General features: G+C 68.7%; 14 protein-coding genes and 1 pseudogene. 3 read left to right on the top strand and 12 right to left on the bottom strand.

Features of this window, described 5'->3' with window-relative positions; translation table 11 throughout:
• Positions 1-38 precede the first annotated feature (38 nt).
• On the top strand, positions 39-1,193 hold the full coding sequence (locus B4589_RS01205) for a hypothetical protein (RefSeq protein ID WP_079232543.1): 1,155 nt from the start codon (positions 39-41) through the stop codon (positions 1,191-1,193).
• Between the two features lie 22 nt (positions 1,194-1,215).
• On the opposite strand, the gene B4589_RS01200 is transcribed toward B4589_RS01205, so the two are convergent.
• The 6 genes and pseudogenes from B4589_RS01200 to B4589_RS01175 all read right to left on the bottom strand — a co-directional run bounded on the left by B4589_RS01200 (position 1,216) and on the right by B4589_RS01175 (position 7,209).
• Positions 1,216-2,151, bottom strand: coding sequence for a metallophosphoesterase (locus B4589_RS01200; RefSeq protein WP_079232542.1), 936 nt, complete (start codon positions 2,149-2,151; stop codon positions 1,216-1,218).
• Positions 2,152-2,452: 301 nt separating this feature from the next.
• Positions 2,453-2,759 (bottom strand): annotated as a pseudogene (locus B4589_RS18090) (PaaI family thioesterase); the annotation flags it as partial.
• A gap of 47 nt (positions 2,760-2,806) precedes the next feature.
• Entirely contained in the window at positions 2,807-3,610 is an 804-nt protein-coding gene (locus B4589_RS01190; RefSeq protein ID WP_079232541.1) for an enoyl-CoA hydratase/isomerase family protein, read from the bottom strand.
• On the bottom strand, positions 3,607-4,494 hold the full coding sequence (locus B4589_RS01185) for a 3-hydroxyacyl-CoA dehydrogenase family protein (RefSeq protein WP_079232540.1): 888 nt from the start codon (positions 4,492-4,494) through the stop codon (positions 3,607-3,609). Before B4589_RS01185 ends, B4589_RS01190 begins: the two co-directional genes overlap by 4 nt.
• A gap of 73 nt (positions 4,495-4,567) precedes the next feature.
• Positions 4,568-6,040, bottom strand: coding sequence for a zinc ribbon domain-containing protein (locus tag B4589_RS01180; protein ID WP_079232539.1), 1,473 nt, complete (start codon positions 6,038-6,040; stop codon positions 4,568-4,570).
• On the bottom strand, positions 6,037-7,209 hold the full coding sequence (locus B4589_RS01175) for a thiolase domain-containing protein (RefSeq protein WP_079232538.1): 1,173 nt from the start codon (positions 7,207-7,209) through the stop codon (positions 6,037-6,039). Before B4589_RS01175 ends, B4589_RS01180 begins: the two co-directional genes overlap by 4 nt.
• A gap of 120 nt (positions 7,210-7,329) precedes the next feature.
• Here B4589_RS01175 and paaK point away from each other — a divergent pair, with 120 nt between their 5' ends.
• On the top strand, positions 7,330-8,616 hold the full coding sequence (gene paaK, locus B4589_RS01170) for a phenylacetate--CoA ligase PaaK (RefSeq protein WP_079232537.1): 1,287 nt from the start codon (positions 7,330-7,332) through the stop codon (positions 8,614-8,616).
• A gap of 4 nt (positions 8,617-8,620) precedes the next feature.
• On the opposite strand, the gene paaI is transcribed toward paaK, so the two are convergent.
• Positions 8,621-9,019 (bottom strand): hydroxyphenylacetyl-CoA thioesterase PaaI, encoded by a 399-nt coding sequence (gene paaI, locus B4589_RS01165; protein ID WP_079232536.1) that lies wholly within the window; start codon positions 9,017-9,019, stop codon positions 8,621-8,623.
• A 122-nt stretch (positions 9,020-9,141) separates the two neighbouring features.
• Here paaI and B4589_RS01160 point away from each other — a divergent pair, with 122 nt between their 5' ends.
• Positions 9,142-9,618, top strand: coding sequence for a MaoC/PaaZ C-terminal domain-containing protein (locus B4589_RS01160; RefSeq protein ID WP_079232535.1), 477 nt, complete (start codon positions 9,142-9,144; stop codon positions 9,616-9,618).
• A 24-nt stretch (positions 9,619-9,642) separates the two neighbouring features.
• On the opposite strand, the gene paaE is transcribed toward B4589_RS01160, so the two are convergent.
• The 5 genes from paaE to B4589_RS01135 are packed head-to-tail and all read right to left on the bottom strand — an operon-like array spanning position 9,643 to position 12,577.
• On the bottom strand, positions 9,643-9,846 hold the full coding sequence (gene paaE / locus B4589_RS01155; RefSeq protein WP_079232534.1) for a 1,2-phenylacetyl-CoA epoxidase subunit PaaE: 204 nt from the start codon (positions 9,844-9,846) through the stop codon (positions 9,643-9,645).
• Positions 9,843-10,295: a 1,2-phenylacetyl-CoA epoxidase subunit PaaD gene (gene paaD / locus B4589_RS01150; RefSeq protein ID WP_079232533.1), complete on the bottom strand. Its 453-nt coding sequence runs from the start codon at positions 10,293-10,295 to the stop codon at positions 9,843-9,845. Before paaD ends, paaE begins: the two co-directional genes overlap by 4 nt.
• Positions 10,288-11,115 (bottom strand): 1,2-phenylacetyl-CoA epoxidase subunit PaaC, encoded by an 828-nt coding sequence (gene paaC / locus B4589_RS01145; RefSeq protein WP_079232532.1) that lies wholly within the window; start codon positions 11,113-11,115, stop codon positions 10,288-10,290. The genes paaD and paaC overlap by 8 nt, the downstream gene beginning before the upstream one ends.
• Positions 11,115-11,633 (bottom strand): PacF protein, encoded by a 519-nt coding sequence (locus tag B4589_RS01140; protein WP_079232531.1) that lies wholly within the window; start codon positions 11,631-11,633, stop codon positions 11,115-11,117. The genes paaC and B4589_RS01140 overlap by 1 nt, the downstream gene beginning before the upstream one ends.
• A gap of 2 nt (positions 11,634-11,635) precedes the next feature.
• Positions 11,636-12,577, bottom strand: a complete 942-nt coding sequence (locus tag B4589_RS01135) for a Phenylacetic acid catabolic protein (RefSeq protein ID WP_079232530.1) — start codon at positions 12,575-12,577, stop codon at positions 11,636-11,638.
• Positions 12,578-12,611 lie beyond the last annotated feature (34 nt).

Genomic DNA, 12,611 nt, shown 5'->3' with positions numbered 1-12,611 from the left:
GGGCGACGTTTATTGGCCAGCTCCCCGAGACCCGGGGTATGGACGAGCCGGCGGTGTTCGACCGCGTCGTCGACGAACTCGCGACACGGAACTACGAGCCGCTGGTCCACGTTCCGGCGGCCCACGACGACAGCTACGCCGACGTGCTCGATCGCTGCGAGCGCCACGAGATCACGATCCGTGGGCGCTACCCGGACGTACTCGGCTTCACGGACGCCGACCGCGTGTTCGCGATCGAAGTGAAGGGGGCGACGAACCTGCTCCGCGGGATGGGGCAGGCGCTGACCTACCAGCAGGGCGCCCACGTCTCCTACCTCGCCGGCGACGCCGACGCCGTTTCCCAGCACACGGATCTCCTGCGGGCGAAAGGCGTCGGCGTGATCGGCGTCGAGGACGCGGGCGTCGAGGCGTGGCATCCCCCCGCAAGCGCCGAGGCGGACACCGAGGTCGTCGACGTGGAGGGGCAGCTGTCGGTCCGGCTCCGGGGTAACGAGTTCGGCGGCGACGTGACGACACTGAGCCTCGCACAGCCGCTGAACTACCTCGCATCGGTCGTCGCCGTGGATCGCTACGGCCCGCTCGCACGGGACGAACTCGTCGACGCGCTCGCCGACGAGTACGGGTTCGGTGCGGGCGGCGCCGCGGTCTCCAGCGCGCGAACGCTCGGCCTGCTCACGAGCGGGCAGCCGTACGACCTGACTGAACAGGGCGAGCTCTCTGCGACGGTGCTCCGGGGGTACGGCGTCGAGGAGCTCGACGACCTCCGACTGGTCAAAGAGGAGACCCACGGCTCGACCGTCGCCGAGATCCACCGCCCGCTCGGTATCCTGCTCCGGAACGCGTTCGCCCGCCATCCGGAGTTCGGCCTGTTGCTCGACGCGCTCCGTCAGGAGGGCCCGCGCGTCCACTTCCTCGATCTCGTCGAACGGCTGGTCCACGAGTACCCGAACGTGTTCCTGAGCGCGTTCTGCACCGAGCGTGGCGCCGAGCGAGCGCGGGAGCTGATCGAGACTGGCAAGACACGGCGACTGTACGCCGACCCGTCGGTCTGGCGCGACGTGATCCGGAACAACGTCCTGTTCAACTTCGTCCAGCAGCTCAAACACGTCGGCGTGCTGGCGCCGGAGACCCGGAGCCACTCGGGCGCGATCGACGAGTACGACCCCGACGAGAAGCCGTGGATCGTCGAGTAACCCCGATAGTCGGACCGTCGATTCAGTAGGAGTAACTCTTCTCCGCGAGCCGGATCGATCCGTCCTCGGCCCTCGTGAGCGGGGCGTACCGATGGCTCTCGAGCTCCGCGAGGTAGGCCGCGAACGATTCGCGGAACCCCGTCGGGGGTTCGTTCCAGAGCCCCTCGGCGCAGTCGACGAGCTCCTCGTCGCTGACTGACTCCCGATCGGTGCCGCGTGTGAGACCGTAGAACGCCGACGCACACATCTCCCGCATCAGCGTCCCCGCCTCGTTGCAGAACATACAGCCGCGGGCGTCGGGCTGGAACTGGACGCCGCGCTCCCGGTGGCGGTCGCACTCGATCCGCGTGAGGTCGCCGACGGACCGCATCTCGACGTCCAGTCCGGATTCGTCCAGTTCGACGACGAAGTACCCCCCGAACCGGTTCTCGTCCGTCTCCGGATCCCGGACCTGCAGGAACGCGGAGTTCAGTCGGTCGCCGACGTGCCGACCCCGGTGGGAGTTCCCGCAGAAGTGGGCCAGCCCCTCGAAGTGGTCCCCGAGCCGCCAGTACTCCAGATGGGTGACCAGAACCACGTCCGGCGTGACCAGATCGAGCGAGTTCGTGAACCGGAGATCGCCGACCTGTACCACGTCGTCCTCCGGAACCTCCCTCCCGACCGACAGCTCCTCCGGCAGGTCGCCGAAGTAGTCCTGATTGCCGTACACCCACACGAGCCCGTGCTCGGCGAGCGCGTCGAACTCCGCGAGCACCGGTTCGACCTCGCGTAGCTGTTCCGCCCCGAGACGTTCGGCGGCGGCTTCGTCGTCCGTCCGCCTGGCCGTTCGCCACGCGTTCGTGAAGTCGCCGACGTGGACGGCGTAGTCGAACGACTCCCCCTCGACGTCGGCGAGCACTCGGCGGAGCGATTCGACGTCGCCGTGGTTGTCCCCCATCACGAGGAGTCGGGAGGGCATAGCTCACTGCTGTGGCCCTACTCTGTTAGAACTACTGTCGAGTCACAGCCGACCCCGACAGTTCGATATCGCACTATTAACTTTATCCAGTCTTGTACACCCCGCGTGCGTCGGCGGGGTGTCCTCGGTGAACACGCCGACGACGTTCACGAATCGCGTAGCGATTCGTTAGCCATTGAGGGACTACGTCCCTCGGGCAGGGGGAATCGAAGATTCCCGGGCGACCGGAAACGATGTTTCCGGTCACAACCGGAAGCCGACGGCTTCCGGTGACAACCAGAACGCGCAGCGTTCTGGTGACGCCTACGTCCTCACCCAGTCGGACCACCGGCCTCGGCGGTCAGATCGCCCGTGCCGGCTTCGAGGAAGTCGACGCGCATGTCGATCGTCGGCACCGGCTGTTCGACCAGCGAGACGAGCGCGGCACCGCCGACGGTGTCCGCGAGCGTGAACGTGACGCCGCCGTGGGCGACCGTCCCGTCCTCGTCCCAGGAGAGTTCCTCGCGCATCTCGACCTGTCCCTCGGCGTGGCCCTCGTCGATCTCGGTCAGTTCGACGCCCAGCAGGTCGGCGAAGGGCATCTCCTCGAAGAACGCCTCGACGTCCATGCTGACCGGTTCCGGCAGTCGGGCCAAAAGTATGCTGCCCGTACCCGCTACTCGCCGCGCCACTCCGGCTCGCGGTCCTCGAGGAACGCGTCGATCCCCTCGTTTTTGTCCGCGGTCGCGAACAGCTGGGCGAACAGCTCCGCCTCATAGTCGATGCCGTCCTCCAGCCCCATCTGCGAGGCGGCTTTCACCGACTGCTTGGCGAACTCGAGCGCGACAGGGCTGTTCGACGCCATCGACGCCGCGAGGTCGTCGACCGCGTCGTCGAAGTCGTCGCCGTGGACCTCGTCGACGAGCCCGATCTCCCGGGCTTCGGCAGCGTCGATCAGCTCCCCCGAGAGGATCAGTCGCATCGCCTGTCCCTCGCCGACGAGGCGGGGGAGACGCTGGGTGCCGCCGCCGCCGGGCATGATCCCGAGCGTGATCTCGGGCTGGCCGATCTTGGCGTCCTCGTGGGCGATCCGGACGTCACAGGCCTGGATCAGCTCACAGCCGCCGCCGAGCGCGTGGCCGTTGATCCGGGCGATCACTGGCATCGGGCAGTCCGCGACGTGTTCGTACACTCGCGGGCGCTTGCTGGCCTCGCGCTGCTCGAGCGCGTCACGCTCCCGGAGTTCGGTCACGTCGGCCCCGGCGGCGAACGCGCCGGCCTCCGCGGCGCCGGTCAGCACGACTGCGCGCACCTCGTCCCCCTCCACGACGTCGATCACGTCGGCGAGTTCCTCTCGGAGTTGGGCGTTCAGCGCGTTCCGCGCATCGGGACGGTTGAGCGTCACCGTCGCGACGTGGTCGCCGTGCTCGCCGACCTCGGCGTCGACGGTCTCGCAGTCGGCCGCGACGTCCTCGATCACTGCTCCTCACCCCAGTCACCGCTGGTGCCGACGATCTCACCGTCCTCCCAGACGTAGAACCCCTCGCCCGTCTTCTTGCCGAGCTTCCCGGCCCGGACCTTCCGTTTCAGGATCTGCGGCGGGCGGAACCGTTCGCCGAGCTCCTCCCGGAGATGTTCGAGGATATCCAGCCGCACGTCGAGCCCGACCACGTCGCCCAGCGCGATCGGCCCCTGCGGGTGGTTGTACCCCAACTCCATCGCGGCGTCGATGTCCTCCGGCGAGGCGACGCCCTCCTGCACCATCCGCATGGCTTCGACGCCGAGCGCGACGCCCAGTCGGGAGGAGGCGAACCCTGGCGAGTCGGTGACTTCCACGGGCGTCCGGTCGATCCCCTCGACGAACTCGTTGGCGCGCTCCAAGGTTCGGTCGCTCGTCTGCTCCGCGATCACAATTTCCACCAACTCCATGATGTGCACAGGGTTGAAGAAGTGCAGACCGACCGCACGTTCCGGACGGTCCAGCACGCTCGCGATCTCCGTGAGCGACAGCGAGGAGGTGTTCGAGGCGATCAGCGCCCCCTCGTCGACGTACGCTTCGACGTCCTCGAACGTCTCCTGTTTGATCTCCATCTCCTCGGGGACGGCCTCGATCACGACGTCGGCGTCGGCGACGGCGTTTTCGAGCGAGGTCGTCCCGGAGAGTCGGTCGAGCGTGGCTTCCTTCTCGTCTTCGGTCACTTTGTCGCGCTCGACGCCGCCCTGGAGGTTCGCCTCGATGGCGTCGAGGCCGTCGTCGACGAACTCCCGTTCGACGTCTCGGATCCACACGTCGTGGCCCGCCATAGCGGATACTTGGGCGATCCCGTGGCCCATCGTCCCGGCGCCGAGTACGGCTACGTGCATGCTCGCGTGGGGGGCCGGAGCCGAGAAAAAACCGCGTGACACGCGGTCGCCAGAGGAGGCTCCCGAGGGTCGACTACCGACGCCGCTCCACCGGGCGCATCTTGAACCCGTACCGGATCACGCCCTCCTGGGTGTAGATTCGCCGGATCGTCGCCTCGACGCGCGTTCCGACCTCCACGTTCTCACCGCCCGCGAGCACCTGCGAGGGAACGCTCACGCTCCCACCGTGGGGGCCGTCGAGCGCGACGATCGCACTCACGAACGGGCCGCTGCGGGACTGCTGCTCGACGAACTCGGGGGGTGCGCCGCCCTGGGCGATGGTGGTCACCGCCTCGACGCTCCCCTCACCGGGGAGTTCGACCTGCTCGTACTCGTCGGGCCGGCCGTGACACTGCTCACAGGCGCCGTCGGGCGGGAAGTTCAGCGCGCCGCAGTCGGGACACCGTCCCGCGACCAGTCGGTGGCGCTGGGGCGTGGTTCGCTGCCAGGAGGGGACGCTGACGTACGCGCCGCCGCCCTCGGGTTCGCCGGTCGTGATCTCGCCGCGCCGGCGGAGGTACTCGGCGTAGGAGAGGTGCGTTCCGCCGGAGAGCGCGGCGTCGACGGGGACCGACCCGTCGATCACGAGCGCGTTCGCCCCGGCACCGCTGCCGTAGGCGGCGAGCAGCACGCGCTCCGCGCCGTCGTCGAACGCCGACGCGGCGCCGACGAACGTGCTCGCCGCGCCGGTGTCACCGAGGTGGCTGACCGTCTCCGCGGCCACGATCGTTTCGGTGTCGACACTCAGCGCCCCCGCAGCGCGGTAGGGAAGTTTGCCGTCCGGCGACTGGACCGCCGCGGCGTCGACGGACGACGGATCGACATCGAGTCCGTCGGCGGCGCCGCCCAGTGCCGCCGTGAACGCCTCGCGGTCGTACTGGGTGATCCCGAGCCCCGTCGTCTCCTCGCTCCCGGCCTCGCGGAACCGCGTTCCGGGGTAGGAGTCGACGTGGGAGGTGCGGTCGGCGACGGTTCCAGGGGCGCCGGCGTCGAGGACGAACGCGGCAGCACCTGCACCGGCCGCGTGCTCGGTCTCGCTGTCCGGTTCGCCGCGCGGGCAGTCGGCGGCGATCACGAGCGCGATCCCGTCACTCCCGTCCGAACGGTACCACGGGCTCGCGTCGAGCGCGCCGGCGAGCGCCTGCGCGCCGACACGGGTGCTGCCCGTGAACGTTCGCGTGGCGGCGCTCCCGGGCGCGCCGAGCACGCTCACGAGCCGCGGCGTGAGATCCTCCTCGGCCATCGGCGGCGTCGTGGTCGCGAAGGCGAGATGGGCGATCTCGTCGCCAGCGCGGTCGGCGGCGTCCAGTGCGCGCCGGGCCGCCTCGATCCCCATCGTGAGTACGTCCTCGTCGGCCTCCGGGACCGCCTTCCCCTCGACGCCCGCCGCGTCGAAGCGACCCCACGCCTCCTCGAACTCGGCGGCGTCGATCCGCAGTCGAGGGGTGTACGCGCCGATAGCGGCGATCCCCGGCTCGTCGGCCGTCTCGGAGCCGGCGGCGCTCATCGGCCCACCTCCCGTTCGAGGACGTGGACAACCGCTGCACCGCCGCTCCCGCCGACGTTGTGGGTCAGCCCGAGTTCCGCGTCTTCGACCTGTCGGTCACCAGCCTCGCCGCGGAGCTGTTTGTACGCCTCCGCGATCTGGCCCGCGCCGGTCGCGCCGATGGGGTGGCCCTTCGACTTCAGGCCGCCGGAGGCGTTGACCGGGAGGTCGCCGCCGAGTTCGGTCGCGCCGGACTCGACCAGTTCGTACGCCTCGCCGCGGTCACAGAACCCCAGATCCTCGTAGGCCAGGAGCTCCGCGATGGCGAAGCAGTCGTGGACTTCCGCGAAGTCGAGGTCTGCGGGGTCGATCCCCGCGCGATCGTACGCCGCGACTGCCGCCTCCATCGAGGCGTCGATACCGGTGTACGTGTCGCGCTGGAACAGCCCCACACGTTCGCTCGCGGCGCCGACGCCGGCGACGCGGATCGGTTCGTCCGTGTACTCGCCGACAGCGTCCTCGCTCGCGACGAGCACCGCCGCGGCGCCGTCGGAGGTTGGGCAGCAGTGATAGAGGTTCAGCGGGTCGGCGACGATCGGTGCGTCCCGCGCGTCCTCGAGCGAGCACTCGAAGCCGAGGTGGGCGTTCTCGTTCTTCGCGCCGTTTTCGTGGTTCTTGACGGCGACCTGCGAGAGGTGCTCCGGCGTCGCCTCGTAGCGGTCGAAGTAGGCGCTGGCCATCTGGGCGTACACGCCGGCGAACGTGGTGCCGGTGAGGCGCTCCCACTCGGTCTCGCCGGAGACGCCGAGCCAGTACTTCGCCGTATCGCCGCTCAGGTCGGTCATCACCTCGACACCGCCCGCGAGGACCACGTCGGCCATCCCGCTCCGGACGGCCTGGACGGCCTGCCGGACTGCGTAGCCCGATGCCGCACACGCGTTCTCGACGCGCGTGCTCGGCACGCCGTGGAGGCCGGCGTGTTCCGTGACCGCCGGGGCGGAGAGCCCGATCTGTCGCCCGCCGACGCCGAGCGTGCCGACGACCGCCTCGTCGATCTCGTCGGTGTCGATCCCGTCGGGCACGCTGTCGACGGCGTCGTCGACCGCCGCAGTGAACAGCGACCGGTAGCTCTCGCCGGGCATCGCACCGAAGGGGGTCTGCCCCGCGCCGATGATGTAGGCGTCCCGCATGAATCCACGTTCCGGCGGTCCGGCGAAAAGCCTTCCCGTGGGCGACGGCGGCGGACGCGGACCGCCGCGAGGGCGACGGGATCATCATGATTTTTACTGGCGTCGGCCGAGCGGACGACTATGGTACACAAGCCCATCGAGGGCGCCGACCGCGAGGAGATCCGCGACCTCCAGGCCGACCGACTGCGCGAGACCGTCGAGAACGCCTACGAGAACGTCCCGTTCTACCGCGAGAAATTGGACGAGGCGGGGGTCGAGCCGGCGGACATCGACAGCGTCGACGACGTTCGGAAGCTCCCGACGACGACGAAGGAAGACTTCCGCGACGAGTACCCCGACGGGCTGTTCGCCGTCGACGACGACGAAGTCACGCGGATCCACGCCTCCTCCGGCACCACGGGTAAACCCAAAATCGTCGCCTACACCGACGACGACCTCGACGTCTGGAGCGAGGTGGTCGCCCGCTCGCTCGCGGCGGCTGGCGTCGAGGCCGGCGACACCGTCCAGAACGCCTACGGCTACGGGCTGTTCACTGGCGGGCTCGGCCTCCACTACGGCGTCGAGGAGCTCGGGGGGACGGTAATCCCCATCGGCGGCGGGCAGACCCAGCGCCAGATCGAGCTGATGCGTGACCTGGAGAGCGACGTGTTCACCTGCACGCCCTCCTACGCGCTCTACCTCGCCGAGACCGCCGAGGAGATGGGCCACGACCCCCGAGAACTGCCGATTTCGACTGTCATCTTCGGCGCCGAACCCTGCACGGACCCGATGCGCGAGGAGATCGAGGAGCGCCTCGACGTGACTGGGATCGACATCTACGGGCTCTCGGAGATCGTCGGCCCCGGCGTCTCGAACGAGTGCCACGAGGCCCAGAACGGCCTCCACATCTGGGAGGACCGCTTCCTCCCCGAGGTCGTCGACCCGCAGACGGGCGAGCCCGTCGAGGAGGGCGAGGAGGGCGAACTCGTGCTCACGACGCTGTCGAAGGATGCGCTGCCCGTCCTACGCTACCGGACCGGCGACCTGACGACGCTGACGTACGAGGAGTGTGACTGTGGGCGGACGATGGTCCGGATGGACAACGTCACCGGCCGCGCCGACGACCTGCTGATCGTCCGCGGCGTGAACCTCTACCCCAGCGAGATCGAAGACGTGGTGCTCGACATCGACGGCGTCGCGCCCCACTACCGCATCGACCTCGACCGCGAGGAGAACCTCGACGTGATGGAGCTCACCGTCGAACGCGCCGAGGACACGGACCGCGGCCACGCGGAGCTGGAGGAGGAGATCCTCGAACGCCTGGAGAACGTGCTCCAGTTCACGCCGGACGAACTCACGCTGGTCGAGTCCGGCGGGATCGCCCGCAGCGAGGTCGGGAAGGTCCAGCGCGTCTACGACAACCGGTAGGCGATTACTCCGGGCGGTACACCCGCCCGCGGAACGTCGCGATCCGATCCTCCTTCTCGTCCGTGACTTCGACCTCGTACTCGGCGGTCCGGCCCGCGAGGTGGGTCTCCTCGGCGGTCGCAGTCAGCGTCTCGCCCGTCTCGACAGCGTCGAGGTAGGAGATGTTGGTCTCGAGCGCCAGCGCCGTCTCGCCCCGCGAATTCGACGCCGCGGCGAAGGCGGCGTCGGCCAGCGAGTAGACCGCGCCGCCGTGGGGTGTGCCGTGGAAGTTCAGTAGTTCCTCGGTCACGCGCAGTTCCGTGCGGGCGCGGCCGGGGGCGAGATCGACCACCTCGATCCCCAGCGTCGCACAGAACGGGTCGGACTCGATCCGCTCGCGGGTCGCTTCGGGAACGTCGGGCATGCGCGGCGTGTTCCGCCAGCGGCGCCAAAGACGTGCTGGTCGGGGCGGGGCGTCGACGGGTGCTGGCGATTCGGCCACGCTTCTCCGGGAGCTATATACGGCGACTGGGCGAACCCGGGGGTATGCCGTACAGCTACGAACCGCACTACTTCGAGGAGTTCGAGATCGGCGAGGAGTTCATCAGCGTCGGGCGGACGGTCACCGAATCTGACTTCGTGATGCACTCCGCGCTCAGCGGCGACTGGACCGAGCTGCACACCAACAAGGAGTACGCCGAGGAGCAGGAGTTCGGCGAGCGCATCGCCCACGGCCCGATGACGTTCGTCCAGGCGACGGGCTTTGTCTACCGGACGGGCATCGTCGAGCGAACTGCGGTCGCGTTCCTCGGGATGAACTACATGGATCTCCCGAACCCCGTCACCATCGGCGACACGCTCCAACTCGAGATGGAGGTCTCCGAGAAGAAGGAGCTCAGCCGCGACGACGCCGGGCTGGTCGTGCTCGACTGCGTGATGGAGAACCAGGAGGACACCGTGGTGTTCGAGGGCGATATGAAGTTCCTGATCAAGCGGAAGGACGCCGAGGAAGACGCCGAATAGTCCGCGAACGCTCGACAGCGACTCCTACTCGAACTTCTTGAACTGCTGGAGGCAGTCGTTGCAGTAGTGGATCGACTGACAGCGCGACGGCCCGCGCGGGTGCTCGCGCTCGGTGTTCTCCGACCCGCAGTACGGACACTCCGCGCCTGTAGTTTCCCCACTCGTCGTGACACTGGGGTCCTGCTCGCCCGCGTCGGGGCTGGGGCCCGAAGCTGGCTCGTCGCTCATCGCTCCACACTGATCCCGAACTCCCGGAGCGCTTCCTTCCCCTGTTCGGTCACGAGGTCGAGCGACCAGTCCGGCGCCCAGACGAGGCGGACCTCGGCGTCGTCGACGCCGTCGACGCCCTCCGCTGCTTCCTCGACCTCCTCGAGGATGATCTCCCGGGCGGGACAGCCGCTGTAGGTCAGCGTCATGTCGATCGTCGCGTCGCCGTCGTCGAGTTCGAGCCCGTAGATCAGCCCCAGATCGACGACGCTGACGGGCATCTCCGGGTCCTCGACCTCGTACAGCGCGGCCCAGACCTCGCGTTCGAGCCCCTCGGCGCCCTCGCCGGTCGCGGGCACCTCCTCGGCCGTGCGCTCCTTCGTCTCGTACTCGGTGTAGCCACACGGCGTGGCGTCCTCGTCGGCCCGCGGGCGGTCGAACTCCTCGGGGCCGTCGGGTTCGCTACTCATCGTCCATGAGTGTGGTCGCTTCGTGGCGACCGAGGTTGCGGTAGGAGGAGACCATCTCCTCGTGGAGGTCGTGCCAGTGCTGGGTGTGTTCGTTGTCCCGGCCCGTCGGCGTCACCGGCTCGGCGTCGGTCGGCATCTCGAAGCCGAGGTCCGTGAGGAACGCGGTCGTGCGCTCCTCCCACTCCGTGCGCATCTCCTCGAGCGTGGCGTCGCGGATGCCGAGGTCGACGATATCCTCTTCGATATCGCCCACGGGCTCGAACAGCGTCAGCGCGTAGGGGTAGAGTCGGTCGAGCGCGGCCTGGACGCGCCGACTGGCTTCCTCGTCGTCGGCCATCCGGCGCAGCCAGTTCTCCGCGTGTTCCACGTGGTAGTCCTCCTCGCCCTGGATCCGACTGGTGCGGTTGCGGATCGCCTCGTACGTCGACCCCTCCAGCGCGGCGAGGCGGATCTCCTCGGCCACGTCGTAGAGGTAGCCCCGGAGGATCGCGTCGCCCCAGTCGCCCTCCGAGAACGGGAGCTCCACGAGGGTGCTGTGCTGGAAGTCGTCGGGCTCGCTCTCCCACAGCAGCGACTCCTCGGAGTAGCCGAGCTGCTGGATCGCGTCGTACCACAGCCGCGCGTGGCCGAGTTCGTCCTGGGCGTTGTTCGCGACCGCGAGGTCGGACTCCAGCGTCGGCGCCCGGACCTGCCAGAACGTGTAGCGCTCGGCCTGAACGTACTCGTCGTCGGCGAGCCGGAACAGCTGTGCCTCGACCGCATCGCGCTCCCGCTCGCTGAGTTCGTCGGGGGCGCCGAGGTCGGGTCGGGTGGTCGACATCAGCTGTCACCCCGCCGGCGCTCGGCGTCGATCTGTTCGTTCTCGGAGGCCTGAACCTCCTCGGCGGCCGCGTCGACGTTGTACGTCTGGGCGAACCGGTACGCCTTGTTCGTCGTGCCGCCGAAGGCGACCTCCTTGTCGGTGACCTCGCCGATGTAGCGCGACTGGACCAGCCAGAGGCTGTTGGGGTCGTCGTCGCCGTAGGCGTCGCCCGCGGCGGCTTTCGCGGCGTCGACGTCGTCTGCGGTCACCTGCCCGCAGTGAGCGTGGTAGCCGCCGGCGCGGTCCTGCCGGAACACCGCCCAGTCGGTCTCGCCGTCGACGGATCCGGCGTCCTCGTCGCCGTAGACGCCGCTGACTCGCTCCTGCGGGGCGACCCACAGCGAGTGGGTCGGCTTGCGGCGCCCGTGCTGGATCACGGCGAACTGCTTGGCCATCTCCCGGTCGGGCGCGTGGACGTTGCCACAGTGCTCGTGAGCTCTCCCGGGCGCCGCCTGCCGGAACACTTCCCAGATCATGGTCAGTCGGCCGCCTGCGGCGTGGGGCCGCTCCCGGTGGTCGACTGGCCGTCGAGCATGTCGCGCACCCACTGGACGGCCTCCTGGGCACGGGCCCGGCTGTCGATCTGTTCGATGCTCCCCTCGTACTCGTTCTTCGAGACGGTGAAGAACTCCTCCCAGTCGAGGTCGTCCTCGACAACCTCGTAGGTGCCGTCGCCGTTGTCACGGATGCGCGGCTCGTCGGGGATCTCCAGCCCGTACTCCTTCGCCTTGGGCATGTACGCGTTGAGGAACGCGTTCCGGAGTTCGTCGTTGGATTTCGTCTTCAGCCCCACCTGCTCGGCGAACCCGTGGTGGGTGCTCTGGTCGTCGGTCGGCCCGAAGAACTGCAGGATGCGGGGCCACCACTCCTCGAACGCCTCCTGAGTCATCTCCTGTTCCTTCTTGGAGCCGCTCATCAGCTCCCGCAGGATCGACTCGCCGTGTTTGACGTGCATCCCCTCCTCGAAGCAGATCTTGTCCATCGCGTGGGCGTACGGCTCCCAGCTCGAGGACTTCAACGTCGCCTGTCGGCGCATCGCCGCACCGTCGACGAAGAATGCGATCATCGGCGTCTCGACGTAGCTCTCCATCGGGTAGTGGAAGCAGTTGAGGAACTTCCCGTCGCCGTTGGCGAGATCGTCGAGCATCTCGTCGCGGGTCTTGATCCCCAGCGACTCGGCGGCCCGGTAGAGCATCTGGCCGTGGCCGATCTCGTCCTGCGTCTTTGCGCTGAACGCCATCTTGCGCTCGAGGCTCGGCGCCTTGCGGATGAACGGGCGCTCCAGGTAGGCGCCCATGATCTCGCTGTTCGCGTGGAACTCGAGCATCCGCGTCGCGGCCTCGCGGTACTCCCGGGGCAGGTCGTCGCGCGGGCTGAACGCGCGCGGTTCTGCCTGCTCTTTGACCTCCTCGATGTTCATGGTCGACCGTTGCCGACGATCGGCCTTACCCGTT

Origin of the sequence: Halolamina sp. CBA1230 (assembly GCF_002025255.2) — an archaeon.
Lineage (GTDB): Archaea > Halobacteriota > Halobacteria > Halobacteriales > Haloferacaceae > Halolamina.
Note: the sequence above shows the minus strand (reverse complement) of the source record. Positions and strands in the feature narration are given on the sequence as shown.

Bases quoted from the DNA above. Each gene is read 5' to 3' on its own strand.
- B4589_RS01180 (WP_079232539.1), bottom strand. From the start codon at position 6,040: ATGAGCGCCGCCGGCTCCGAGACGGCCGACGAGCCGGGGATCGCCGCT.
- B4589_RS01140 (WP_079232531.1), bottom strand. From the start codon at position 11,633: ATGATCTGGGAAGTGTTCCGGCAGGCGGCGCCCGGGAGAGCTCACGAG.
- B4589_RS01160 (WP_079232535.1), top strand. From the start codon at position 9,142: ATGCCGTACAGCTACGAACCGCACTACTTCGAGGAGTTCGAGATCGGC.
- paaK (WP_079232537.1), top strand. From the start codon at position 7,330: ATGGTACACAAGCCCATCGAGGGCGCCGACCGCGAGGAGATCCGCGAC.
- paaE (WP_079232534.1), bottom strand. From the start codon at position 9,846: ATGAGCGACGAGCCAGCTTCGGGCCCCAGCCCCGACGCGGGCGAGCAG.
- B4589_RS01185 (WP_079232540.1), bottom strand. From the start codon at position 4,494: ATGCACGTAGCCGTACTCGGCGCCGGGACGATGGGCCACGGGATCGCC.
- paaC (WP_079232532.1), bottom strand. From the start codon at position 11,115: ATGTCGACCACCCGACCCGACCTCGGCGCCCCCGACGAACTCAGCGAG.
- B4589_RS01200 (WP_079232542.1), bottom strand. From the start codon at position 2,151: ATGCCCTCCCGACTCCTCGTGATGGGGGACAACCACGGCGACGTCGAA.
- paaD (WP_079232533.1), bottom strand. From the start codon at position 10,295: ATGAGTAGCGAACCCGACGGCCCCGAGGAGTTCGACCGCCCGCGGGCC.
- paaI (WP_079232536.1), bottom strand. From the start codon at position 9,019: ATGCCCGACGTTCCCGAAGCGACCCGCGAGCGGATCGAGTCCGACCCG.
- B4589_RS01135 (WP_079232530.1), bottom strand. From the start codon at position 12,577: ATGAACATCGAGGAGGTCAAAGAGCAGGCAGAACCGCGCGCGTTCAGC.
- B4589_RS01175 (WP_079232538.1), bottom strand. From the start codon at position 7,209: ATGCGGGACGCCTACATCATCGGCGCGGGGCAGACCCCCTTCGGTGCG.
- B4589_RS01205 (WP_079232543.1), top strand. From the start codon at position 39: ATGGACGAGCCGGCGGTGTTCGACCGCGTCGTCGACGAACTCGCGACA.